The organism is Pseudomonas sp. CFBP 8770, from assembly GCF_014841705.1.
Classification (GTDB): Bacteria; Pseudomonadota; Gammaproteobacteria; order Pseudomonadales; family Pseudomonadaceae; genus Aquipseudomonas.
In genome coordinates this window covers 131687-157318 of sequence record NZ_JACYUL010000002.1, presented here as the reverse complement: position 1 = coordinate 157318, position 25632 = coordinate 131687, and the positions used below count along the sequence as shown (strand labels likewise).

At 63.4% G+C, this 25632-nt stretch carries 18 protein-coding genes, 3 tRNA genes and 1 riboswitch; of the genes, 4 read left to right on the top strand and 17 right to left on the bottom strand.

The window, feature by feature from the left end:
* Window positions 1-58: 58 nt before the first annotated feature.
* Entirely contained in the window at window positions 59-5386 is a 5328-nt protein-coding gene (locus IFT98_RS05530; RefSeq protein ID WP_192047685.1) for a dermonecrotic toxin domain-containing protein, read from the top strand.
* Between the two features lie 77 nt (window positions 5387-5463).
* Here IFT98_RS05530 and mgtE read toward each other — a convergent pair whose 3' ends face one another.
* On the bottom strand, window positions 5464-6912 hold the full coding sequence (mgtE, locus tag IFT98_RS05525; RefSeq protein ID WP_122795013.1) for a magnesium transporter: 1449 nt from the start codon (window positions 6910-6912) through the stop codon (window positions 5464-5466).
* A 297-nt stretch (window positions 6913-7209) separates the two neighbouring features.
* Between mgtE and IFT98_RS05520 the strand changes: the two genes are divergently transcribed.
* On the top strand, window positions 7210-7629 hold the full coding sequence (locus tag IFT98_RS05520) for a hypothetical protein (protein WP_192047684.1): 420 nt from the start codon (window positions 7210-7212) through the stop codon (window positions 7627-7629).
* 20 nt (window positions 7630-7649) lie between these two features.
* On the opposite strand, the gene IFT98_RS05515 is transcribed toward IFT98_RS05520, so the two are convergent.
* The 7 genes from IFT98_RS05515 to ltaE form a co-directional block, all read right to left on the bottom strand.
* Window positions 7650-7726: transfer RNA gene (locus IFT98_RS05515), tRNA-Arg, on the bottom strand.
* Between the two features lie 75 nt (window positions 7727-7801).
* A tRNA-Arg gene (locus tag IFT98_RS05510) sits at window positions 7802-7878 on the bottom strand.
* 107 nt (window positions 7879-7985) lie between these two features.
* Window positions 7986-8076 (bottom strand) — tRNA-Ser (locus IFT98_RS05505).
* Between the two features lie 62 nt (window positions 8077-8138).
* Window positions 8139-8327 (bottom strand): carbon storage regulator CsrA, encoded by a 189-nt coding sequence (gene csrA / locus IFT98_RS05500; protein WP_122476357.1) that lies wholly within the window; start codon window positions 8325-8327, stop codon window positions 8139-8141.
* 134 nt (window positions 8328-8461) lie between these two features.
* A complete protein-coding gene (locus IFT98_RS05495) occupies window positions 8462-9694 on the bottom strand; it encodes an aspartate kinase (protein WP_122713929.1) in 1233 nt (410 codons plus the stop codon).
* An 86-nt stretch (window positions 9695-9780) separates the two neighbouring features.
* A complete protein-coding gene (alaS, locus tag IFT98_RS05490) occupies window positions 9781-12405 on the bottom strand; it encodes an alanine--tRNA ligase (RefSeq protein WP_192047683.1) in 2625 nt (874 codons plus the stop codon).
* 145 nt (window positions 12406-12550) lie between these two features.
* Window positions 12551-13555, bottom strand: coding sequence for a low-specificity L-threonine aldolase (gene ltaE / locus IFT98_RS05485; protein ID WP_192047682.1), 1005 nt, complete (start codon window positions 13553-13555; stop codon window positions 12551-12553).
* Window positions 13556-13693: 138 nt separating this feature from the next.
* Window positions 13694-13851, top strand: a riboswitch (FMN riboswitch).
* Between the two features lie 105 nt (window positions 13852-13956).
* Between ltaE and IFT98_RS05480 the strand changes: the two genes are divergently transcribed.
* The gene (locus IFT98_RS05480; RefSeq protein WP_122795016.1) at window positions 13957-14460 is read left to right on the top strand and encodes a 6,7-dimethyl-8-ribityllumazine synthase; all 504 of its coding nucleotides are present in this window, start codon (window positions 13957-13959) and stop codon (window positions 14458-14460) included.
* 165 nt (window positions 14461-14625) lie between these two features.
* Complete coding sequence (locus tag IFT98_RS05475; RefSeq protein ID WP_192047681.1) at window positions 14626-15795, top strand: M91 family zinc metallopeptidase; 1170 nt, start codon at window positions 14626-14628, stop codon at window positions 15793-15795.
* Between the two features lie 9 nt (window positions 15796-15804).
* On the opposite strand, the gene astE is transcribed toward IFT98_RS05475, so the two are convergent.
* From astE to IFT98_RS05430, 9 genes are all read right to left on the bottom strand, one after another.
* The gene (gene astE / locus IFT98_RS05470) at window positions 15805-16803 is read right to left on the bottom strand and encodes a succinylglutamate desuccinylase (protein WP_192047680.1); all 999 of its coding nucleotides are present in this window, start codon (window positions 16801-16803) and stop codon (window positions 15805-15807) included.
* 27 nt (window positions 16804-16830) lie between these two features.
* Window positions 16831-17121 (bottom strand): topoisomerase II, encoded by a 291-nt coding sequence (locus tag IFT98_RS05465; RefSeq protein ID WP_122476369.1) that lies wholly within the window; start codon window positions 17119-17121, stop codon window positions 16831-16833.
* Window positions 17122-17171: 50 nt separating this feature from the next.
* Window positions 17172-18515, bottom strand: coding sequence for an N-succinylarginine dihydrolase (astB, locus tag IFT98_RS05460; RefSeq protein WP_192047679.1), 1344 nt, complete (start codon window positions 18513-18515; stop codon window positions 17172-17174).
* A gap of 49 nt (window positions 18516-18564) precedes the next feature.
* Window positions 18565-20031, bottom strand: coding sequence for a succinylglutamate-semialdehyde dehydrogenase (gene astD / locus IFT98_RS05455; protein WP_192047678.1), 1467 nt, complete (start codon window positions 20029-20031; stop codon window positions 18565-18567).
* Window positions 20028-21056, bottom strand: a complete 1029-nt coding sequence (gene astA / locus IFT98_RS05450; protein WP_122476375.1) for an arginine N-succinyltransferase — start codon at window positions 21054-21056, stop codon at window positions 20028-20030. The genes astD and astA overlap by 4 nt, the downstream gene beginning before the upstream one ends.
* Window positions 21057-21116: 60 nt before the next feature.
* On the bottom strand, window positions 21117-22145 hold the full coding sequence (gene aruF, locus IFT98_RS05445; protein ID WP_185794329.1) for an arginine/ornithine succinyltransferase subunit alpha: 1029 nt from the start codon (window positions 22143-22145) through the stop codon (window positions 21117-21119).
* Window positions 22146-22223: 78 nt separating this feature from the next.
* Window positions 22224-23444, bottom strand: a complete 1221-nt coding sequence (locus tag IFT98_RS05440; protein ID WP_192047677.1) for an aspartate aminotransferase family protein — start codon at window positions 23442-23444, stop codon at window positions 22224-22226.
* A 316-nt stretch (window positions 23445-23760) separates the two neighbouring features.
* Entirely contained in the window at window positions 23761-24741 is a 981-nt protein-coding gene (gene argR / locus IFT98_RS05435; RefSeq protein ID WP_192047676.1) for a transcriptional regulator ArgR, read from the bottom strand.
* 114 nt (window positions 24742-24855) lie between these two features.
* Complete coding sequence (locus tag IFT98_RS05430) at window positions 24856-25620, bottom strand: ABC transporter ATP-binding protein (protein WP_122476383.1); 765 nt, start codon at window positions 25618-25620, stop codon at window positions 24856-24858.
* Window positions 25621-25632 lie beyond the last annotated feature (12 nt).

The following is a 25632-nucleotide window of genomic DNA, read 5'->3' as shown; positions in this document are numbered from 1 at the left end:
GTAATGTCGAGCGCGATGACTCTACCGGTCATCACCTCGACATCAGGAAACCCGGTCCATGAGCGATGCCAGCAACGCCTTTACCACTCGCCCCCCTGCACAACGCCTCTATTCGCTGCGCCACGATCATCTGCTCCAGGAAGGCTCCCAGCTCTGGGAGCGCGCCCGCATGCGCCTGCAGGCGCTGCTGCAGAACGCCCCACGCGCGACCGATGTCCTTCAGCCTGCGGAGGTCACGGCGCAGACGCGGGAGCAGGCGCTCAAGCAGCGCTGGCTCGACTACTGGAACGGACGGGCAGCGCACACCGCCCTTTCCCGCCGCGCCGTGGCCGAGCAGGCGTTCCTCGACCACATGCAAGCGGCCGCGCGCCTGGCCTACTACCATGCACAACTGACCCACGCGCAACTGCTGCCGCTGCTGACCCTGCTCGAAGGCGGCAGCGAAAGCGAATCGCCGTCGATCTATCTGGAAACCATTGCGCTGCGCACCCGAGAAGGGGTCAAGCACAAAGCAGCAGGCGCACTGGTAGTGACCCCGGACAGCGATGCGCCAGTGATGCAGTTGCTCTACCTGCCATCCTGCGATCCTGCATTGAAGGCTTTTGCCGATCGCCAGGCATTACAGACCTACCTGCTGCAGAACCGCACTCAGGTGTGGCCGCACGCGACGCTGCAAGCCGATGCTGCGGTCAAACTCAGCTATCAACCGGCGCAACTGGCCAGCGCCTGCAAGGAATGGTTGAGCCATTGCCGCACTCGCTACATGCAAGCATCGCTTGCCTTTCTGGCTTGCAGTGGCGAAAACGACACCGCTGCCCAGGGCAAAGCTGCAATCGCGCCGACAAGCGAACCGCCGTTCGCCCGCCTGCCCGCCTTCGACGCGCCCGAACCAACGCCTTCGGCGGACAACTTCGCAGCCTTCGGCAGCCTCGCTGCGGACATTCCCCAAAGCCAGCGTTGGGCCGAGGTCAAGCGCCAGCATCTGGCACTGCTGCAGCTGCTCGGCGATGACCTTCGAGCGGGCAGCGCCAGCCCTGGCTGGGCGCGCTTGAAAACCTTGCTCGCCACCCTCACCGCCACCCAGGAACGCGCAGCCCAGGCCGCAGCGGGGTTGCTGAACGCGGCCAGGCTGGAAGATCTCTACCGTCTGCGCTACCTGCCCAACACCCATTACGCGGCCCTCTATCAGGCCCGTCTGGACGGTCTGCGCGCCGAAGTGGCCGTGCAACAGGCGCTGGGCCTGTTGACCACGGCCCAGGTACAGCTGATGCACGCCGTGTTGTCGCACCCGCAGGCGAGCAAGCGTGATGCCCAGGCCGGTATCGCCTGCGCGATGTCCGTGTCCATGTCGAGCGTGAACGGCACTGGCACCACGACTCATGTACAGGAACTGCATGGGGCGGTGGCGTTCATGCACACTCAGGCCCTGGCAGGCACAGGCTTCGTGCTGGTCTACTGGCCTGGCCTGGGTGGCGGGCTGGAGGCATTCGACTCGCTGGCGCAGCTCAAGCAGTCGCTGTTGCGCCTGAACGATCCTGCAGACACTGTCCGCTTGAATCTGTCGCCGGTTGCCGGCGACATCTTCGACTACGGCCTGCAAGGTCAATTGCATGCGTGCGAGCAGGAGGCCGGCGAGTTCATCGAAAAGCTGCCAGCGGCGACCCATCAGCGGCAACGCCTGGAAGCCTTGCAGCGACTCACCCGCAACACCTCCGAGCGATTGCTGGTTCCCGCTCACGCAGCACGCGACCAAGCCTACGTGCAATTGACCCAGGAAGGGTTCAGTGAAAGCCTGGAAAATGGCCTGCCCGACTGGCTCAAAACGCTGACGACGAATGACCGCCTGCGTCTCAAATCGCTGATCAGCGACTATGTACGTGCAGCACGCGCTTCGAATGCACAACTGGAACGTGACCTGCCTGACCTGGACCATTACGCCGACACGCTGCTGCAGCAGCGGCTGCGTGCCGACTTCAACCTGACCGAAGACGTGGAGGTGGTGGTCGACATTCCCGACCGCCTGGTCCATCGCAAAGTCCCGGTGGCCGGCTCCGGCGCTCCCGGCACCCCTCAGCAAACCGTGGCCACCCCCGGCCCGAAGCGCACGCCATGGCCGCTCGCCAGGCTGGCACAGCACAACATCGATGCCGACATGCTGCAGCGCCTGGGTTTCATGCGCGTGCAAGTGGCCAGTGGCGATACCGAAACAGATCGCGAGGAATGCGCCCGCGTGTCGGCAGGTATCGACCTGAACTATCTGCGGCGAACGATCCGCGAGCTGAATCTGGCGCAGGCATGCGAAGACAAGATTCGCCAGGCGTTCCTCGGCCACGCGGAGCACTCCGCGCATGCCCTCGCCCACCAACGTGAATGCCTGCTCGAACCCATACGGCTGATGCTGCACATGCACAGCGAGTATGCTCGCCACCAAGGCAGTATCAGCCTCTCCGGCCATGCCCTGGCACTGCTCGCCACCGATGCCAGCGACGCCGCGGCGTTCCGCGCGAGCGGGCGTGACGTGCAGTTGCTGCCGGCACGGCTGACGGTCGGCGGCAGCGACACCCACGGCTTGCCCACCACGTTGTCTGGAGTGACCTTCATTCATGATCGCAATGGCGGCCAGACCCTGCTGTATTTGCCCGATGCCCCCGACCATCGCTGCCTGCGCGAATACCCGAGCCTGGAAGAAGCACGCCTGCGGCTGTTCGATCTGACGTTCGACAGCAAGATGGCCGACTATCTCGCCGACCGGGCAATCACTGGCAGCGTTGCCAGCCACAGGGCGCGGATCGAACAGGCCGGCCTGCGCCGGTTCGACAAGTTGATCGGTGTCGGCCGCTCCTGGCCGGCGACGACTTCGCTCGCCAGCCATCTGCTCGACGCCCATATGGGCCGGCTGGTCGAAGCCCAGCGCCGACGAGGTCGCAGCAACGACGCCCTGTACCTGGAACAGGCGGCGCTGGCCCATGGCAACGTGTTCAACTACATCAAGATGGCCATCGGCGTGTTGCCGTTCGTGGGTACCGCAGTGGCCCTGTTCGATGCCTGGACAGCGGCCAATGCGGCGGTCGATGCGCTACGTATCGGTGAACTCGGCGAGTCGCTCAACCAACTCGAAGCGCTGCTCGGCGCGCTGATCGATGCGGCCATCGACATCCTGCCGGGCGCTGTTACCGCGCCCTCCAGCGGCCGCTTGCTCGCCCGCAACCGCCAATGGTCGATGCTGGCGCGGCGTGCAGGCGCACCCGGTCCGACGAAGCCTGCCCCGGCCGGCCTGAGCAACCCGTTCGCCGGCTACCATTACCGCCTACCGCTTGACCTCAGTGGCGTGCAACCCGGCAGCCATGGCCTGTACCAAGGCATCTATCGCCACGCCAAAGGCGATTTCATCCTGCGCGACGGCCTGCCCTACCAGGTCACACGGCACGCCAGCCCGCAGACCTGGCGGCTGCATGGCACCACCAGCAAGACCTACCGGCAGCCCATTGCACTGGACCCGAACGGGCACTGGCAAACCCACGGCGCGCTCTATGGCACGCTGATCAACGATGGCCTGGCGGGCGGCGGTAACGTGCTCGGCTATCTCGGACATCGCGCCGCCGATGGCCTGCAACCGCTCTGGCCCGCAGCGATCCGTGAGCGGCTGCCGCGCTGGCTGGTGGATCGCCAGTATCGCCGCCATTTCGAACTCGCCAGCAGCATCGATCACAAGAGCACGGCATTGCGCGAGCAGATGAATCAGCATGAGGCCCTGATCAGACAGCTAGCCGCCGACCCACGGCAACGAACCCGCGCCGAAGCCGCCTGTGCCAGTGACATCGCAGGGGCCGAGGCGCTGTACCGGCTGTTGCAGGAACACGAGGGCTACGTGTCCCGCGACTTCCTCAAGCGCAATCGCCAGTTCCAGAGCGAAGTGGCCTACATCGTTGCAGGCCGCAGAATCAACCATGCCAATCTGGCCAAGCGTTCGATCACCGAACTCACCGAGACACTCAACCAAACCCGGCCCGCTGGCGAATTGTTCGATCTTCCCATCAGGCAGATGCTTGAACAGCGGCGCACCCGCCTGACTCTGGATCAACAGTTCAACCTCATGGAGCAGCGCCTGCAGCAGGCGCAGGCCTGGGCAGAGAAAGTCACCCTGCGCAGCGACCGTGCGCACCTGCGCGAGGCTTTGGAGGGCATGGCAGAGGTCGACCTGGAGATTGCTCGCGCGTCCAACCTCACTCAACTGGCCCACAAGACCGCAGACACCTCCAACGTGGCGGACATGTTTCATCTGCTCGACACCCAGGCCATGAGAAACCGTTTCCATCATGGCCTGGAAAGTCATTTTCAGTTGCTGGAAACCACATCCGGGCTGCGCGAACGGCAGAATGTGCTGCACAGCTCGCGCCAGATCTACGTCGATTACCGTAATCAGATGAACACTTGGGTGCGCAACCGTCCCGATCGCTTCGAGCCCGATCAGTTCGAACGCATGATCCAGTCGCTGAATCGCTTGATCGAACATGCCGACCGGACGATCCCGCAACTGAGCAACCTGGCGCGGCGCGCAAGACCCGCGGGGCATGCCACGCGTCGGGTGTTCGAGACCCATGAGCATGATTTCTTCATCGGTGACGAAGGCCGGGCAGCGGACGGCGAGCAGATCTTTACCTTGACCGGTTCCGGCGGCAGGCTTGAAACCTATCGCCGTGTCGCGGGCCAGTGGCGCTTGCAGGATGCGCCGTCGGCAAGTTCGCTGCATACACCGTCACGGCCCTTGGCCGAATTGATCACCGAGGGCCAAACCTGGCTGGATGCCACCCCCGCCCACGAGCAGCGGGTGCAGGGCTATGCCATACCCGGCGAGGCGCCTGCCAACCTGGAAGACCTGATGGTCAATCAAGGCCGGCAACTGGAACTGCGCGCCCAACTCATCGAACAACAGGCGCCGACGCACGAACTGGCCCACCGCCTGCGCGCGCGCGCCCAAGAGCTGCGGGCCAAGGGCCGGACGCTGCGGATCAAGCAGGCGATGGGTAGCCAGACCCCGACCGAGGGCTATCTGGACTACCTGGTCGAGCAGCGCCAGGTCGACATCGTCAAAGTAGGGACGCGTACCAACATCGCCACCGCACAGGGTGAGACTGATTTCCTGCAGGAGTACGTCATCCGCGACATCAGTGTCCAGCCAGCCGTGACCCTGTGGTACGCGCACTTTCACTATCGGCGGGAGCGGGCTGCCTTCGAACAGTTCGACAAGGCGCACATCAAGCGCGCCGAGCAACGCACGCTCGGCCTGCGCTGGCAACAGGCCCACGGCAGCGATGCACAGCGCATCTGGCGCGGACCCATCGGCAAGCCGCTGGCGGTAAAGCTCTTCGGGGGATTGCAGGCGTGAACCGCCCGGCATGAACCACGGCGCGACGCCCTCGCTGACGAATGCAATCCGCTGTCGAGGCGCGTCGCTGCAGCTCGCTACATCAGGAACAGCGTGGCCAGACCAAGGAAGATGAAGAACCCGCCGCTGTCGGTGACAGCGGTGATCATCACGCTGGCGCCCATCGCCGGATCGCGTCCGAACCTGGCCAAGGCCATCGGAATCGACACACCCATGAGCGCCGCGAGCAGCAGGTTCAGGGTCATCGCCGCGGTCATCACCACGCCCAGTGACCAGCTGCCATACAGCAGATACGCCACCACCCCGATCACACCGCCCCAGACCAGGCCGTTGACCAGCGCGACGCCCAGCTCCTTGCGCATCAGCCGCTTGGTATTGCCGTTGCCATGGCTGACCTGATCGAGGGCCATGGCCCGCACGATCATAGTGATGGTCTGGTTGCCGGAGTTGCCGCCGATACCGGCCACGATCGGCATCAACGCCGCCAGGGCCACCAGCTTCTCGATCGAGCCTTCGAACAGGCCGATCACCCGCGACGCCATGAATGCGGTGATCAGGTTGATCGCCAGCCACGACCAGCGGTTGCGCAGCGAACGCCATACCGAGGCGAAAATGTCCTCTTCCTCGCGCAGACCGGCGGTGCGCAGCGCTTCGCTTTCGCTTTCTTCACGAATCAGGTCGACCATCACGTCGATGGTCAGGCGGCCGATGAGCTTGCCGTGCTTGTCGACCACCGGCGCGGAAATCAGGTCGTAACGTTCGAACGCCTGCGCCGCTTCGTAGCCGTCTTCATCGGGATGGAAGCTCACGGTGTCGCTGGCCATGATATCGGCCACCTGTTTATCCGGGTCGTTGACCAGCAGGCGCTTGATCGGCAGTACGCCCTTGAGAATGCCGTCGGAGTCGACCACGAACAGTTTGTCGGTGTGGCCCGGCAGCTCCTTGAGACGGCGCAGGTAGCGCAGCACCACTTCCAGGCTGACGTCTTCGCGGATGGTGACCATCTCGAAGTCCATCAGCGCACCGACCTGCTCGTCCTCGTAGCTGAGGGCCGAACGCACGCGCTCGCGCTGCTGGGCGTCGAGGGTTTCCATGAGCTCGTGAACCACGTCGCGCGGCAGCTCGGAAGCCAGGTCGGCGAGCTCGTCGGCGTCCATTTCCTTGGCCGCAGCGAGGATTTCATGGTCATCCATGTCCGCGAGCAGCGTCTCGCGCACCGAGTCGGACACTTCCAGAAGGATATCGCCATCACGCTCGGCCTTGACCAACTGCCAGACCGTCAGACGTTCTTCCAGGGGCAAGGCTTCGAGTATGTAGGCGACGTCGGCGGAGTGAAGATCATCGAGCTTGCGTTGCAACTCGACCAGGTTCTGCCGGTGAACCAGATTCTCGACCAGCTCGTTGTGCTGGCCTTCCTGGCGGTGAGCCAGACTTTCGACGATACGCTGGCGCTGCAACAGGTCGACGACCTGGGCCAGGCGATCCTGCAGGCTTTCTTGCGTTTTTTTTGCTTCTACTTCAGACATAGGCGAACTCCACTCCCAGCAGTGGGCACGCCGGGAGAATCAATCAGTCGATTCTTGATTGGTATACAGCTTCAGTGAGTAACTACTGGGTAAGTCCATGGAAATTTTCCAGAGCCCCGGCGGGGCTGACGGGCGCAATCATACACAACTTGTACGGATTCATAGCGAAAAAAACTGGGTGAAACAACTGCTTGCGTGCGGCGCTGGGCATTTGCGCAGTACGGGGGGTGGGACGACGCATTCGGTAAACAAAGCACAATGCGTGAGAGGACAGTCGTGGCTAGGCTGCAGGTCGACATGAACCGCAACCAAGGACGAACACCGGTGCGCACACCCTCCTTCACGCTTCTGCTGCTGGCTTTGGCAGCCCCTCATTCAGTTAACGCGGCGGTGGTGCAACGCTGCCACGGCCCTCAGGGCCACATCACGTTCACCCACTCGAACTGCCCCGAAACCCAACCCTGGGTCTATCAGCGGGCGCTGAACCCCTCATCCGGTAGAAAACCCATGGCGCGCAAGGCCGCGCCGCGCCCGCTGCCGGTGACCATTGTCGAAGATGGAACGCGCGAGCCCCTGGCAGCGCCATCGAAGTCGCAGCGGTCGGCCACGAAAAAAACCAGCCGCTCGAAGAGCAAGCGAAAACCCAGGTATCTGACCGGGGAGCAGACGCCTCCGCCGAAAAAACTCAAAACGCGGAAAGCAAAAAGCCCGCAATAAATGCGGGCTTTTCACTTGTATGGTGCACTCGACAGGATTCGAACCTGTGACCGCTCGGTTCGTAGCCGAGTACTCTATCCAGCTGAGCTACGAGTGCAGGTGGTATTTGTTGGACCAGGCTACCACTGGTTGAAACAGAAGCTGCAGACATTGCTGAAAACAACTTCTTGATTGGTGCACTCGACAGGATTCGAACCTGTGACCGCTCGGTTCGTAGCCGAGTACTCTATCCAGCTGAGCTACGAGTGCATTTGTTGCCGCGCATTATAGGCCGTCGAATTCTTTTGTAAAGCACTTTTTTTCAGTAATTTCAACAACTTACGAAAAAAGCCAAACTCAACGTACTACGCAAATAATGGCGGAGAACGGGGGATTCGAACCCCCGACACCCTTTTGAGGTGTACTCCCTTAGCAGGGGAGCGCCTTCGGCCACTCGGCCAGCTCTCCGCAACACGGGGCGTATATTAACCAGCTTCTTCCCCGTTTGCAAACATAAAAAACGATAAAAATTAATGGCTTGGTTCGTCGTCCTTCTCTTTCTTGATCCGCAGGTAGATTTCCTCGCGGTGCACGGCCACTTCCTTGGGTGCATTCACCCCGATTCGCACCTGGCCACCTTTCACTCCAAGCACCGTGATGGTGATTTCGCCGTCGCCAATGATCAGGCTTTCCGCGCACCGGCGAGTCAGAATCAGCATACCTTTCTCCTTACGCTTTCATTTCAGGGACAACACAGTCTGCAACAAAGGGCACGAACCCATGGTGGGAAGCCATGGACATAGCCCGAAAACAAAGAAGGGCGCGGTTAGCCGCGCCCTTCTCTCACCGCCTGTCAGTCACCCTGTCGGGCTGCATCAAGTTCGAACGCCGTATGAAGGGCGCGCACGGCAAGCTCCAGGTACTTCTCTTCGATGACCACCGAGACCTTGATCTCGGAGGTGGAGATCATCTGGATATTGATGCTTTCCTTGGCCAGGGCTTCGAACATGCGGCTGGCAACGCCCGCATGCGAGCGCATGCCGACACCGACGATCGACACCTTGGCGATCTTGGCATCGCCGACCACCTGCCGCGCACCGATCTCGCTGGCGGTCTGTTCCAGCACGGCCAGGGCTGCCTGATAGTCGTTGCGGTGCACGGTGAAGGTGAAGTCGGTGGTGTTATCGTGAGAAACATTCTGCACGATCATGTCGACTTCGATGTTGGCCGCGCTGATCGGGCCGAGGATCTTGAAGGCCACGCCGGGGGTGTCTGGCACGCCACGGATGGTCAGCTTGGCCTCATCGCGGTTGAAGGCGATGCCGGAAATGATCGGCTGTTCCATGGATTCCTCTTCATCAATGGTAATGAGGGTGCCCGGACCCTCCTGAAAGCTGTGCAGAACGCGCAGCGGGACGTTGTACTTGCCGGCGAATTCCACTGCGCGGATCTGCAGTACCTTGGAACCCAGACTGGCCATTTCGAGCATTTCCTCGAAGGTGATCTTGTCCAGGCGTCGGGCCTGGGCAACCACGCGAGGGTCGGTGGTGTAGACACCATCGACGTCGGTGTAGATCTGGCACTCGTCGGCCTTCAGCGCAGCCGCCAGGGCGACGCCGGTGGTGTCCGAGCCACCGCGACCCAGAGTGGTGATGTTGCCGCTTTCGTCGACCCCCTGAAAACCTGCCACCACTACCACCCGGCCGGCCTTGAGGTCAGCACGGATCTTCTGGTCGTCGATCTGCAGGATGCGCGCCTTGTTGTGCGCGCTGTCGGTCAGAATGCGCACCTGGTTGCCGGTGTACGACACCGCATCCACGCCGCGCTTGATCAGCGCCATGGCCAACAGCGCGATGGTCACCTGCTCGCCGGTCGAGACGATCACGTCCAGTTCGCGTGGTACCGGCTGGTCGCTGATCTGCTTGGCCAGTGAAATCAGGCGATTGGTCTCGCCACTCATGGCCGAAAGCACGACCACCAGGTCATCGCCGGCATCGTGGAATTTCTTCACCTTGTCGGCAACCTGTTCGATACGTTCGACAGTGCCAACCGAGGTGCCGCCAAATTTCTGTACGATCAAAGCCATTTCAAAGCCGCCTCAGCCCGTGAAGGGCGCCCATTAAATACAACACCGGACTCGCCGTGCACAGCACGAGCCCTGCGAGGGTTGAATCAGATCGCGTGTTCCACGAACGGCACGGCCAGGGCCAGCGCAGCATCCAGGGCGCTGGCATCGACGCCGCCACCCTGGGCCATGTCCGGGCGACCACCGCCCTTGCCACCGACGGCCGTCGCGGCCTGTTTCATCAGGTCGCCGGCCTTGAGCCGGGCCGTCAGCTCCTTGGTCACACCGGACACCAGCACGACCTTGTCGTCGTGCACGCCGCCGAGCAGGATAACGGCCTGGCCCAGTTTGTTCTTCAACTGGTCGACCAGCGCCAGCAGTGCCTTGCCGTCCTGACCGTCGATGCGCGCGGTCAGCACCTTCACGCCCTTGACGTCGATCGCCGAGGCAGAAAGGTCGTCGCCGGCGGCGCTGGCGGCCTTGGCTTGCAACTGCTCCAGCTGCTTTTCCAGGGCGCGGTTGCGTTCGATCACGGCCGAAAGTTTGTCGATCAGGTTGTCGCGGCTGCCCTTGACCAGTTGCGCGGCTTCCTTGAGCTGCTCTTCGGCCTGGTTCAGGTAGTTCAAGGCGGTCGCGCCGGTCACCGCTTCGATGCGGCGCACGCCCGAGGCGACGCCACCTTCGCTGGTGATTTTCAGCAGGCCGATGTCACCGGTGCGCTTGGCGTGGATACCCCCGCACAGCTCCACCGAGAAGTCGCCACCCATGGTCAGTACGCGCACGGTGTCGCCGTACTTCTCGCCGAACAGGGCCATGGCACCCTTCTTGCGCGCCTCGTCGATCGGCATCTCTTCGGTCTGCACCGGGGTGTTCTTGCGGATCTCGGCGTTGACGATGTCTTCCAGGGCCTTGATCTGCTCGGGCTTGATCGACTCGAAGTGGCTGAAGTCGAAGCGCAGGCGCTGGCTGTCGACCAGCGAGCCTTTCTGTTGCACGTGATCGCCCAGCACCTGGCGCAGCGCTGCGTGCAGCAAGTGGGTGGCGGAGTGATTCAGGCCGGTGGCCTGCTGCAGGGTCTGGTCGACCACGGCACTGACTTCGGCACCGATCGCCAGGTCGCTGAGCACGGCCACGCCATGGTGCAGGAAGGCACCGCTGGTCTTGGTGGTGTCGCGCACATCGAAACGCGAACCGCCGGCCAGCAGGTAGCCACGGTCACCCACCTGGCCACCCGACTCGCCGTAGAACGGCGTCTGGTCGAGGATCACTACGCCTTCCTCGCCTTCCTTTAGCACGTCGACCGCGACACCGTCCTTGTACAGCGCGATGACCTTGCCATTGCCGTGGGTGGCGTCGTAGCCCAGGAACACGGTCGGTGCGTCGACCTTGATCAGGCTGTTGTAGTCCATGCCGAACGAGCTGGCGGAACGAGCGCGTTCGCGCTGGGCGTTCATTTCCCGCTCGAAGCCCGCTTCGTCCAGGGTCAGCTCGCGTTCGCGGGCGATATCGCCGGTCAGGTCCATCGGAAAGCCGTAGGTGTCGTACAGCTTGAACACCACATCACCCGGAACCACGCTGCCCTTGAGCTCGGCCAGATCCTGCTCGAGGATCTTCAGGCCCTGCTCCAGGGTCTTGGCGAACTGCTCTTCCTCGGCCTTGAGCACGCGCTCGATGTGCGCCTGCTGGCCCTTGAGTTCGGCGAAGGCATCGCCCATTTCGGCGACCAGCGCGGCCACGATCTGATAGAAGAAGCTGCCCTGGGCGCCCAGCTTGTTGCCGTGACGGCAGGCGCGGCGAATGATGCGGCGCAGCACATAGCCACGGCCTTCGTTGGACGGCAGCACGCCGTCGGCGATCAGGAAGCCGCAGGAACGGATGTGGTCGGCCACGACCTTGAGCGAGGCCTGGCCCTGGTTGGCGCAACCGATGGCACTGGCCGACGCTTCGAGCAGGCTCTGGAACAGGTCGATTTCATAGTTGGAATTGACATGCTGCAGCACCGCGCTGACCCGTTCCAGGCCCATGCCGGTGTCCACCGACGGCGCCGGCAAGGGGTGCAACACCCCATCGGCGGTGCGGTTGAACTGCATGAATACGTTGTTCCAGATCTCGATGTAGCGATCGCCGTCTTCTTCGGGCGAACCGGGCGGGCCGCCCCAGATGTCGGCGCCGTGGTCGTAGAAGATCTCGGTGCAGGGGCCGCAGGGGCCGGTATCGCCCATGGTCCAGAAGTTGTCGGACGCATAGGGGGCGCCCTTGTTGTCGCCGATGCGGACCATGCGCTCGGCCGGTACGCCGATCTCTTTGGTCCAGATATCGTAGGCTTCGTCATCGCTGGCGTAGACCGTGACCCAGAGTTTTTCCTTGGGCAGGTTCAGCCACAGCTCGGACGTCAGGAAGGTCCAGGCGTAGGTGATCGCGTCGCGCTTGAAATAGTCGCCGAAGCTGAAGTTGCCCAGCATCTCGAAGAAGGTGTGGTGGCGGGCGGTATAGCCGACGTTTTCCAGGTCGTTGTGCTTGCCACCGGCACGCACGCACTTCTGGCTGCTCACGGCACGGGTGTAGGCCCGCTTCTCCTGGCCCAGGAAGCAGTCCTTGAACTGGTTCATCCCCGCGTTGGTGAACAGCAGGGTCGGGTCGTTGCCCGGTATCAGGGAGCTGGAGGCGACTCGGGTATGGCCTTGCTCCTCGAAGAAGCGAAGGAAGGCTTCACGGATTTCTGCGCTTTTCATAGGTTCTTCCACGACAGGCTGCGGCCAGAGGCCAGTGCGCACGCCCGGCAGGCGGTGCGACGGCAAAGGGCCGCATTATATAGGCCCTGAGGCCGGGGTACAGTGTGTTTCTACGATTGGCCCACTCAATTGGACAGCAAGACGTTCAGGTGCGAGCGAAATCGGCGAATACGCCAACGACCTGCTCGATCTGCGCCGCATCCACATCCAGATGAGTGACCATGCGCAGGCGTGGCGCAGCAGTCACGGTGACCCCGCGGGTGGCTGCGAACTCCTTGAACGCGCCAGCGCGGTTATCCAGGTGCACATAGACCATGTTGGTCTGCACCGGCTCGACGGTGTAACCCTGGGCCTGCAGCCCCTCGGCCAGGCGAGCGGCATGGGCGTGATCCTCCTCCAGGCGCTGCACCTGGTGATCCAGCGCGTACAAGCCGGCGGCCGCGAGAATTCCGGCCTGACGCATGCCGCCGCCAACCATCTTGCGCAAACGCCGCGCCTTGCCGATGTAAGCCTGGGAACCGCACAGCACCGAACCGACCGGCGCGCCGAGCCCCTTGGACAGGCACACCGAGACCGAATCGAAGTACTGGGTGATTTCACCAGCCGGGACACCCAGCTTGACCGCCGCGTTGTACAGCCGGGCGCCATCGAGGTGCAGTTGCAGCCCATGCTCGCGGGTCATGTCGCGGGCCTGGGCAAGGTAACTCAACGGCAGCACCTTGCCTTGCATGGTGTTTTCCAACGCCAGCAGACGGGTGCGGGCGAAATGAAAATCTTCGGGCTTGATCGCTGCCCTGACCTGATCCAGGTCCAGTGTGCCGTCGGCCTGGAACTCCAGAGGCTGGGGCTGGATGGAGCCGAGCACGGCGGCGCCGCCGCCTTCGTACTTGTAGGTATGGGCCTGCTGGCCGACGATGTATTCCTCGCCACGCTCGCAGTGCGCCATCAGGCCGAGCAGATTGCTCATGGTGCCACTGGGCACGAACAGCCCGGCAGCGAACCCCAGACGTTTCGCCAGTTCAGCTTCGAGGCGGTTGACGGTCGGGTCTTCGCCATAGACATCATCGCCAGTCGGCGCCGCGTGCATGGCCGCCAGCATGGCGGGCGTGGGCTGAGTAACGGTGTCACTGCGCAGGTCGATGATGGACATGATGGCCTCGGGTTCGTGTCAGCTTCTATTACTGCGGATTGCAGGGCCATGAATCAAGTCTTGTCGAAACATTTGCTCACGCGCTGTTCAGCTCGCCCGCAAATATGTTACAAAAGTTGCGTCGCCCACTGGGGTGGCAAACGTTCTCAGGGCGGGGTGCAACTCCCCACCGGCGGTGATGGCGCGCAATGCGTCGAGCCCGCGAGCGCTTGCAAGCCGGCAACGGCCTGCAAGGTCAGCAGACCCGGTGTGATCCCGGGGCCGACGGTCATAGTCCGGATGAAGAGAGAACGGGATTGCGACACCTTCAAAAGGCCAACGCAGGGCCGTGCCATGCGCATGTACCCATAGATCCCCTTCGATCCACATGCCCTGTTTTTTTCTTGAACAGGAGTGAACCGATGCAACCCACTGCAATTGACAGCAAAAGCCACAGCCACGAACGAATCGCGTTCGTCCAGGCTTGCTGGCACAAGGATATTGTCGACCAGAGCCGCAAGGGCTTCGTCGAAGAAATGCGCGTGCTCGGCTATCAGGAAGCCGACATCGATTTCTACGAAGTCGGCGGTGCCTTCGAAATCCCGCTGCATGCCAAGCTGTTGGCCAAAAGCGGGCGCTATGCCGCTGTGGTCGGCGCTGCCCTGGTGGTGGACGGCGGTATCTACCGTCACGAGTTCGTCGCCCAGTCGGTGGTCAGCGCGTTGATGCAGGTTCAGCTGGAAACCGAAGTGCCGGTATTCTCGGTGGTGCTGACCCCGCATCATTTCCACGACGGCGAGCAGCATCACACCTACTTCTTCAATCACTTCCTGCACAAAGGCGCGGAAGCTGCACGCACCGTGGCCGATACCGTGCAGAAAGTACGCGCCCTGCGTCGCCTGCAGCAGCAACAGAAAAGCGCCTGAAGTTCAGCTGTGTGCTGCGCTCTCGGCCAAGGGGCCCGACCGGGCCCCTTGGCCGGTTCGCCGGAAGGCCCGGCATGAGCCCTCACACTCGATACATGTGTAGCACTCCCCGCATTGCCCTTCCCCCTACCCTGCGGCTTCTCTATCGGATACAGGAAGCCTGCCATGCAACATCAGCCCCCTCGGGTGTTCACTCGCCGCACCGAGGAACATGCCCACGAACTCGGCAGTCATTCGCTGCCCTATGCCGATCGGCATGTTCGGATCGACTTCGACGCTGCACCGGCACCACGCCTGCTGATCACCACCACGAGCGCCGATGACCACTTGAGCCTCGATTCCAGCGACGATGCGCTGCTGCTGACGCTCAACCGCCTGCAGTACCGTATCGAACCCATCATCCAACCGCTGACCCTGGTCATCGACACCGATGCCGGCGACGACGTGGTGCGCGCGCAAACACTGCAAGGCAAGACAGAGCTGCGCACCGGGGCGGGCGATGACTTGGTAAAGGTCGGCGCGGGCAACTTTTACATAGACGCTGGCGCAGGCGATGACACCGTCCTGACCCGTGGCAATGGGATGCACACGATCTACGCAGGAGACGGCGACGACACCTGCTTCGGCGGCGAGCAGTTGACCTTCATGGCCGGCGGCGCAGGGGATGATCGCCTGGTGGCGGGCGCAGGCCTGAGCGTCATCAGTCCCGGCCCGGGCGGGGATTCGATATTCCCCGGCTCAGGCAGCAACGTGGTCTACAGCAGTGACGAGGATGACTCGATCCTGCGCCAGGAAGGCACGCTGCGTCTGCATCGTGGCAGCGATCACCGCGCCGGCAATCAAGCCCTGCGCATCGAAGGCAGCGATGGCTTCGTCAAACGGGTAGAAGCCGACCTCGATCTGCTGCGCACCTCGCCCACGGCCCGTTTGCTGCTGGCGGCACTGGATGAAGCAGCCAGCGTCCATGGCACACAGGTGACTGTGCGCTTTACCCATGAACCCAACGGCTATTTCGGCCACCCGCATCTACCGGTGATCAATGGTCAGCGCGCGCCGGCGGGACAATCCGGCGAACTGGTCTACAACCCCGCCTGGCAGCCGCCAGGCAGCTTTCCCGTGGTGGTGCTGTACCACGAGCTGTGCCATGCCTATAACTTCGCCACGGGGTCGACGTTCGGCTTCGATCACGAACGCCAGGTGGTCGGCCTGCCTACCGAGCATCCACCGTTCGATTTCGATGATGACCCGCAGACACCTTCGTTGAATACCAACCCGGATCCGTTCAACGAAAACAGCCTGCGCCGTGAACTGGGCCTGCCGCCGCGCCAGCTCTGAACCCGAGCATCACACCTGCGTCGTCGGCACGATGAGAATGCCGGCGCGCAGGCCATTGGCAACCTTGGGGTTGGGGAAAATGATCCGCGCGCCCTGCTCTTCCACGATCCAGCGCTGTTCGCAGCCGTCCTCGGCCAACAGGTAACCCTGCGCAAGTTCGGTGAAGTTCTCGATGTCATCGTCCAGGTGCAGACGGAAGGCATCCGTGTGCTTGATGACCTCGCGCGATACCGAAAACAGCTCCAGCTGAGCGAGCGGTTGATCCAGGTCCGCCTCGCGGCCTTCAATCAGCTGGCGCAAGCTGACTTCCAGACGCGTCAGATCGACCTCGGCGTTCTGCCCGAACGGCCTGGCCTTGCCCAGTTCCAGGGTGAACGCCTCGGCGTCGAGCTGCTCGTAGGTGAACGCGCTGAACGTGATGGAAGATTTGTTCTGCAGCAACACCGCACGCATGCCTGCCGCCTGCAGGCGCACCAGTTCCTTGCGGGAGTGCTCGCGCCCCTGCTTCCAGGGGTACAGGGCGAACTGCTCGATCCGTGAGCCTCGAATGGCGGTGTGCAGGTCGTAATGCAGGCGTGTGCGTTGCGGCAAGCTGAAGAAGGTCGTGGCCAGGCGCTCCAGTTCGCAGGCACGCAACGCTTCGTTGCCGCTGACCGCAGCGTGCCGGCCGTTGAAGAGGCGGTTGACGTCGCGCTCGATGTAGCGCGCACCCCGGCGCATGGCTTCGGGGTTGCCGAACAGGAACAGGATACGCGCGCGGGGAACCAGCTGGCCCCGGGCGATGGCCTGCAGCAGGCTGTCGAGCAGCTCGATGGGCGCGGTTTCATTGCCGTGCACACCGGCCGACAGCAGCAGGTCGAGGCCGCTGTCCGTCGCCGCCGGCGGACGCACCTCCAGGGCGCCCTCCCCCAGCCAGCGCAGGCATACGCCCTTGGTGGTCAGCTGGATCTTCTGCGTCGGCTCGTGGCCGGCCAGGGTCAGTTCGAGCAGTTTGCCAAGAGCGAGCATGCGGCGGCGTCCCTGAAGGGTGAGGTTTTAGTGGTTGCAGTCAGGACCGTGAACGTGGCCGTCTTCGTCCTCGGCACCGGCGTCGGCCGGCTCCATTTCCAGCTGCAGGCTGACCAGGTTGGTCGCCAGCGGGCGCAGCAACAGGTTGGCGTATTCGGCGTCGCCTTCCTCGACGTCCACACCGATCAGCAACTGGCCGCGGCCGTCGTGCTGGATCCAGACTTCCTTGCCCTGCCAGACCACGCAGAAGCGCGTGCAGGAGGTTTCCAGTTGGGTGCCGTCGGTGTCTTCGAGAATCAAGCGCAGGGCGTCGGACATAGGTGTACCTCGATACTGTTTAGAGTTGGAAAAAAGCAAAGCTCGTGAAATCAGAGCTGAAAAGGATAGACCGAACCCAATTGAAGGATGCGGGTCAGCTCGTCCAATGCCTCGCGGCATTCGATCAGCAGTTGCGGGTCGGCCATGTCGGCCTCGACCAGACGATCGCGGTAGTGGCGTTCGACCCAGTCGTTCAGGGTGTCGTGCAGCGCGGGTGTGAGGATCACGCCTGGGTTGACCGCCGCCAGCTCCTCGGGCTTGAGCGCCACGCGCAGGCGCAGACATGCCGGCCCGCCGCCGTTGCGCATGCTTTGCTTGAGGTCGAACACCTTGACCTCGGCAATGCCTGTGCCCTGCCCGGTCAGGTGTTCCAGGTAGCTCCAGACCCGCGGGTTGGCGCGGCATTCTTCCGGGACCACCAGCAGCATGCTGCCATCGGCACGGGTGAGCAACTGGCTGTTGAACAGGTAGGTGCGCACGGCGTCGTCCACGGAAACGTCGGCGCGCGGCACGCTAATCGCCTGCAACCGACCACCGCGCGCGGCGAGCTTGGTTTGCAGTTCGGCCAGCAAGCGGTCGCTGTCGAGGAAGGCGTCCTGATGATGGAACAACAGCTCGCCGTTGCCGACCGCGATCACATCGTTATGAAACACGCCCTGGTCGATGACCGCCGGATTCTGCTGGGCGAACACCACGCCCTGCTCGCTCAACCCATGCAGCCGAGCCACGGCCTGGGACGCTTCCAGGGTCTGCCGCGCCGGATATTTCTGCGGCGCGGGCAGCCGCGCATCGAAGGCGCTGCGACCGTAGACGAAGAACTCCACGCCAGCTTCGCCATAGTCCCGGCACAGCCGGGTATGGTTGGCAGCGCCCTCGTCGCCGAACTGGGCGACGGCAGGCAGTGCGTCATGGTGGGCGAAATGCGCGGGGTCGGCGAACATCGCCTGCAGTACCCGGCTGGTGGTCGGGTGTTCGATGCTGCGGTGGAATTTGCAGTTGAGGTTCGCCGCGGTGAAATGCACGCGCCCATCAGCCGTGTCCGCGCTGGGGCTGACGGTGGCGGCGTTGGCCACCCACATGCTCGAGGCCGAACAGCTGGCCACCAGCAGCGGCATGGCATCACGCGCGGCCTGGGCGATCACCTCGGCGTCGCTGCCGGCGAAGCCAAGGCGGCGCAATGCTGCCACGTCCGGGCGCTCCTGCGGTGCCAGAACGCCCTGGGTGAACCCCAGTTCCATCAGCGCTTTCATCTTGGCCAGGCCCTGACGCGCCGCTTCGCGCGGATTCGAGCCTTGCTGGCTGTTGCTCTGCGACGCCACGTTGCCGTAGGACAACCCACCGTAGTTGTGGGTAGGCCCCACCAGGCCATCGAAATTCACTTCACAGGGTTTCATCGGTTCGGCTCCGTGGATCTGTTCTTGTACGCAAAGGTGCAACGACCGCCTACAGCGTGATGCCCGGACTCAGGGTCGCCGGCAAACCGAGTGTGGGGGTTTCCAGCGAGGCCACCGGGTAGGCGCAATAGTCGGCGGCGTAGTAGGCACTGGCGCGGTGGTTGCCGGACGCGCCGACGCCGCCGAACGGTGCGCTGCTGGCAGCGCCGGTCAGTTGCTTGTTCCAGTTGACGATGCCCGCTCGGCTGCGCAACCAGAATTCGCGGTAGCGTTGTTCGGAATCCGACAGCAAACCTGCCGCCAGCCCGTATTGGGTGGCGTTGGCCTCGGCGATGGCCGCATCGAAATCCACGTAGCGCACCACTTGCAGCAGCGGGCCGAACAGCTCTTCGTCGCGACGACCGTGAGCCTGGGTGACGTCGAGGATGCCGGGGGTGAGCAAGGCCGCGTCGGCCCGTGGTTGGGTCATGCTCAGCAGGCTGATCGCGCCGCTGTTCAGCAGGTGTTCCTGCGCCTCGAGCAGCGCCTGTGCCGCTTGCAGCGAGATCACCGAACCCATGAACGGCGCCGGCTGGCTGTCGTATTCGCCGACTTCGAGGGTGGCGCAGACCTGCACCAGCCGCTCGAGCAACCGGTCGCCCCACGTCCCGGCGGGTACCAGCAAGCGCCGCGCGCAGGTGCACCGCTGCCCGGCGGAAATGAACGCCGATTGGATAATGGTATAGACCGCGGCATCCAGGTCCTGGACCTGCTCGACCACGAGCGGATTATTTCCACCCATTTCCAACGCGAGGATCTTGCCTGGCTGGCCAGCGAACTGCTGATGCAGCAGATTGCCGGTAGCACTGGAGCCGGTGAAGAACAACCCGTCGAGCCCGGCATTGGCGGCCAGTGCCATGCCAGTGTCGCGGCCGCCCTGCAGCAGGTTGAGCACGCCTGCGGGTAACCCGGCTTCGGCCCAGCAGCGCACGGTCAACTCCGCAACCTTGGGGGTCAGCTCGCTGGGCTTGAACAGCACGCAATTGCCCGCCAACAGTGCAGGCACGATATGGCCGTTGGGCAGATGGCCAGGGAAATTGTACGGACCGAACACCGCCACCACGCCGTGGGGCTTGTGCCGCAGGGCCGCCGTGGCGTCGGCCAGCGGCGCGCTCTTCTCGCCGGTGCGTTCGGCATGGCTCTGGATCGAGATCGCCACCTTGTTGACCATGCTGGTCACTTCGGTGGCTGCTTCCCATAGAGGTTTTCCGGTTTCTTCGCCGATGCACCGCGCCAGCTCATCGGCACAGACCTTGAGTCGCTCGGCGAACGCCTGCAATACGGCAATGCGTGCCGACAACGGCTGGCTCGCCCAGCCGACGAAGGCATGCCGCGCGGCCTGTACGGCCAGGGCCACCTGGTCGGCGCTGGCACTGCGCCCCTGCCAGACCACGGCCTGGCCCACTGGATTGAGCGACGTCAGCAACTCGCCTTCGCCAGGCAGCCATTGGCCGTCGATAAACAGAGTATTCATCAAAGCACCTCGCGCACTGGCGGCGTCATGGGCACTGCGCGCACTTGATCGCCGGCGCTCAGCTGCAGGCGTCGGGCAGTCAAGGGGTCGACCACCAGTGTGCCGGAAGCGAAGCGCGCCGGCGCCGCAGTGATGCGGCACTCTTCGCGTTCGCGGTTGTAGATCAGAAACGGTGGGGCATCGTCGCCGGGGGTGCCGATGGCCAGGACCAGGCTCTTGCTGTCGTGGACCGCGCGGATCTTGCTGGTCTCGCATTCCACCGCCGGGCCGGCGTCGAAGATGTCGACGTAGCCCTGGTAGCTGAAGCCTTCGGCCTTGAGCATGGCCAGGGCAGGCTCGGTGTCCGGGTGGACCTTGCCGATGACCTCGCGCGCAGCCGGGGACAGGAAGCAGCTGTAGAGCGGGAACTTGGGCATCAATTCAGCGATGAAGGCGCGGTTGCCGACACCGGTCAGGTAATCGGCCTGGCTGAATTCCATCTTGAAGAAATGCCGGCCCAGGCTTTCCCAGAACGGCGAGCGTCCGTCGGCATCGGAAATGCCGCGCATCTCGGCGATCACCTTGCGCCCGAACAGGTGCGGAAACTGAGCGATGAACAGCAACCGCGCCTTGGCCAGCAGGCGCCCGTTCAGGCCCTTGCGGTGGCCTTCGCGCAGGAACAGCGAGCACAGTTCCGAATTGCCGGTGAGGTCGTTGGCCAGGAACAGCGTGGGAATCTCGCGATAGATGTTCAACTCCTGCGAGGCGCTCACGGTCAGGCCCACCCGGTAGTTGTACCAAGGCTCGCGTTGGCCCACGGCACCGGCAATGGCGGAAATGCCCACAACCGTGCCGTCATCGTCCTCGAGTACGAACAGGTAATCGGCATCGCCGCGCCCGGCTTCGCCGCGAAAGGTCTTCTCGGCCCAGCCGACCCGGTGCGCCAGGCGTTCTTCGTTGGCGGGCAAGGTGGTCAGGCCGGGGCCGGTGCTGCGGGCCAACTCGATCAGCGCCGGCAGGTCACTGCTGCGTACGGGACGAACGATCATGCTTTCTCCTCGAGCAGGTACCGCGTGGTACCTGCAGAACTCGGCCTGTTCAACCAGGTATCAAACTGCAACCAGACGCACGCTGGCGCCCTCGCCCACACCCAGCGCCTCGGCGGTGGCCAGGTCCAGCCCGACCGGCTTGCCGGGTACCCAGTCAAGCTCCAGCAGCACCGCGCGGTAGTCCTGCAGCAGGCCATTGGAAACCAGATACGGACGGCCAGGGCCGCCGCGCTCATCCGAAGCCGCGACAAGCTTGACCGGCACCACGCGGCTGTGGGCGATCGAGCGAATGCCCGATACCCGTGCATGCAGGGTCGGCCCACCGTCGAAGATGTCGATGTAGTGATCGGTTTCGAAGCCTTCGCGCATCAGAATGTCGAACGTCACCTGCGCGCGCGGGTGAACCTGGCCCATGGCCTCTTGCGCCTGGTCAGGCAGCAAGGGCACGTAGATCGGGTAATGCGGCATCAGTTCGGCGAGAAACGTGCGGCTCTTGATGCCGCACAGGCGTTCGGCCTCGGCATAGTTGAGATCGAAGAAGTTGCGGCCGATCGCGTCCCAGAAAGGTGAGTCGCCGTGTTCGTCGCTGTAGCCGACGATCTCGGTCACCACCGAATCGGCAAAGCGCTCCGGATGGTTGGCCATGAACAGCAGGCGTGCCCGCGAGTTGAGCTCGGCCCAGATACTGCCGACCAGTTCGGGCACCACGTAGAAGCTGGTCAACAGGCTGTTGCCGGTCAGGTCATGGCACTGCGAAAGCACGTGAATCTTGTTGTGGATCTTCAGCTCGCGCGAGGCGTGCACGAAGGTTTCGTTGCGAAAGCTGTAGAAGGGTTCGGAGTAACCCGCGGACGCGACGATCGCCGAACAGCCGACCAGGCGTTGAGTGCTCAGGTCTTCAAGCACGAAGAAATAGCTCTCCTCACCGTTGAAGCTGACTTCGGCGGCAAAGGACGCCTCGGACTTGGCGATCTTGTCGCTCAACCGGCCCGCATCGTCGGGCAGGGACGTGACACCGATGGGGCTGTCGGCAGCCAGGCGCTGAACCTCGGCCAGGTCAGCCATTTGCGCAGGGCGCATTACCAGCATGGTGCCACTCCTTGTCGATTGCAGCGGGTCGATTGCAGAGGCGGCGCAGGCTTGGGGCCAACGCCGCGAACGGGCCGATCAGGCCTGGGTCAGGTGCGCCACGGCGCGTTCGAAGCGGTCCAGGCCTTCGTCGATGTCGGCCTCGTCGATGACCAGGCTCGGGGCGAAACGCACCACGTCCGGGCCGGCCTGCAGAATCATCAGGTCATGCCGTTCGGCTGCGTTGAAGAAGTCCTTGGCACGGCCCTTCCAGGCGTCGCTCAAGGCACAACCGATCAGCAGGCCCAGGCCACGGACCTCGCTGAACACGCCGTAGCGCTGGCCGATCTGCTCCAGGCGCGTCTTGAAGCGCTGGTGCCGCGCCTTGACGCCGGCTCGTACCTCGGGCGTGTTGACCACGTCGAGCACCGCCTCGGCCACGGCGCAGGCCAAGGGGTTGCCGCCATACGTGGTGCCATGTACACCGACTGCGAAGTGTTTGGCCAGGGCATCGGTGGTCAGCATCGCACCGATCGGAAAGCCGCCACCCAGGCTCTTGGCGCTGGAGAGGATGTCAGGGGTAACGCCGTAGTTCATGTAGCTGAACAGCTCGCCACTGCGGCCCATGCCGCTTTGCACTTCGTCGAACACCAGCAGGGCGTTGAACTGGTCGCACAGCGCGCGAGCGCCTTGCAGGTAGGCCGGATCGGCCGGTACCACGCCGCCTTCGCCCTGGACCGGCTCCAGCACCACGGCGCAGGTCTTGTCGGACACGGCCGCTTTCAGCGCTTCGAGGTCGTTGTAGGGGACGTGGCGAATGCCGGTGATCTTCGGACCGAAACCGTCGGAGTACTTCGGCTGGCCACCCACGCTGACGGTGAACAGCGTGCGGCCGTGGAAGCTGTTGATGGCCGAAACGATCTCGTATTTCTCGGGACCGAAATTGTCGTGCGCCACACGCCGGGCCAGCTTGAATGCGGCCTCGTTGGCTTCGGCGCCGGAGTTGCAGAAGAACACCCGGTCGGCAAAGGTGGCGTCGACCAGCTTCCTGGCCAGGCGCAGGGTGGGCTCGTTGGTGAAGACGTTGGACACGTGCCACAGCTTGTTGGCCTGCTCGGTGAGCGCGCCTACCAATGCCGGGTGCGCGTGACCCAGCACATTGACGGCGATGCCACCGGAGAAATCGATGAGCTCGCGACCAGCCTGGTCCCACACCCGGGAACCTGCACCGCGCACGGGAATGAAAGCGGCCGGTGCATAGTTGGGCACCATTACCTGGTCGAAATCGGCACGTTGCACGGGGGCTTGCTCAACGGACATCGGAGTCTCCTGTCAAGGAACGCTCAGCGCAGAATGGGCGAGCGATAGGGGATTGTAAGGACTGGTGCACGCGCGGCATTGCCGCCATGCGACAACTTGTTACAGCGCCAAACCGCCATTCTACGGGGGTTGTCGCGAATGCGACATATAGGGATAGAAAGGCGCTGACGGCTGTGCTGTGTCAGATCGACTGCAGCGCCCATTCGCGGCCGATGACCGCTCCTACAAGCGATCTGGGCATACTCCCGTGGGAGCGGTCCGTGGCCGCGAAAGCCACACCGCGCTTCGCCTGGCACGGCGCATCCCGGAGCGAGGGTCAACCTCGCTCGGCGGGCACCGAAGACAATTCGAACGGGCTGCTGCTGCGGCGCTGGTTGCGATCCTCGCGGGGGGTGGCGCCGAAGAAATTGCGGTAGGCGCTGGAAAAATGCGGCCCCGATGAAAACCCGCACGACAGGCCGATCTGGATGATCGACTTGCTGGTCTGCATCAGCATCTGGCGCGCCTTGTTCAGGCGCAACTCGAGGTAGTACTGGCTGGGTACGCGGTTCAGGTACTGCTTGAAGATGCGCTCCAGCTGGCGCCGCGAAACACACACATGCTGGGCGATCTCGTCGGTGGTCAGCGGCTCTTCGATATTGGCTTCCATCAACAACACCGCCTGGGTCAGCTTCGGATGGCTGGACCCCAGGCGATTCTGCAACGGAATGCGCTGGCGCTCGCCTCCTTCGCGGATACGCTCCACCACCAGCTCTTCGGATACCGCCCCGGCCAGTTCGGCGCCGTGATCGCGGGCCAGTACCGCCAGCAGCAGGTCGAGCACCGACAAGCCCCCGCATGCCGTCATGCGGTCGCGGTCCCAATCGAACAGGTGGCTGGTGGCGATGACCTTGGGAAAGCGCTCGGCGAAATCGTCCTGCCAGCGCCAGTGCACGGCGGCGCGGTAGCCGTCGAGCAGCCCCAACTGCGCCAGCGGATACACCCCCGCCGACAGCCCGCCCACCAGGCAGCCGGCCCGTACCGTCTGCTTGAGCGCAGTGGCCAGCGCCGGCGCCAATGCCGAGGGTGGCTCGTCAGCCAGCAGAAAGAGCTTCTGGCACCCGTCCAGGCGACCGTTCCACGCTTCACCCGGCAACTGCCAGCCGCCCGGAACCGGCGGCTCGGCCTGCAGAAAAAGCAACTCGTAGGTCACGTCCGGGTGCACCTTCTGCGCCACTCGCAGGGCCTCTTCGGCCAGCGCCAGGGTCAGGGCTCGCGTGCTGGGCCAATAGAGGAAACCGATTCGTTGGGCTGTCATCTGATGCGGACCGAAACCTTAAGTATCAAAAACCGAATGGGAAATGGCACTGCGCCAAGCCAGGCATGCTCGACCGGCGCGTACGAAACACCCGGCAAATGTTTCAAGCAAGGATCACTTGAGGCTGCCGGACAAAAACTGCTGCAACCGCTCGGAACGCGGATTGGCCAGCACCTCGCGCGGATCGCCGGTCTCTTCGACCAGGCCCTTGTGCAGGAACACTAACTGGTTCGACACCTCACGGGCGAAACCCATCTCGTGGGTCACGACGACCATGGTGCGCCCTTCCTGAGCCAGCGCCTGCATCACCTTGAGCACGTCACCGACCAGTTCCGGGTCGAGCGCCGAAGTCGGCTCGTCGAACAACATCACCTCGGGTTCCACCGCCAACGCGCGGGCAATGGCCACACGCTGCTGCTCGCCGCCGGACATGTGCCCCGGATAGGCATCCTTGCGATGGGAGACGCCGACCTTGGCCAGATAGTACTCGGCTTTTTCCAGCGCTTGCTTTTTCGATACGCCCAGAACGTGCACGGGCGCTTCGATGACGTTTTCCAGCGCGGTCATGTGCGACCACAGGTTGAAATGCTGGAACACCATCGACAGACGCGAACGCAAGCGCTGCAGCTGCTTGGGGTCGGCCGCCTTGAGCGCCCCATCCTTGCCGGCAACCAGCTTGAGTTCTTCGTCGTTGAGCAGGATCTTGCCCGCGTGGGGCTGTTCGAGCAGGTTGATGCAACGCAGGAACGTGCTCTTGCCCGATCCGCTGGAGCCGATGATGCTGATCACATCGCCCGCCTTCGCCGCCAGCGAGACACCCTTGAGTACCTCGTGCGAGCCATAGCGCTTGTGCAGGTCCTGAACTTGGAGTTTGTACATGATCGGGGGTCT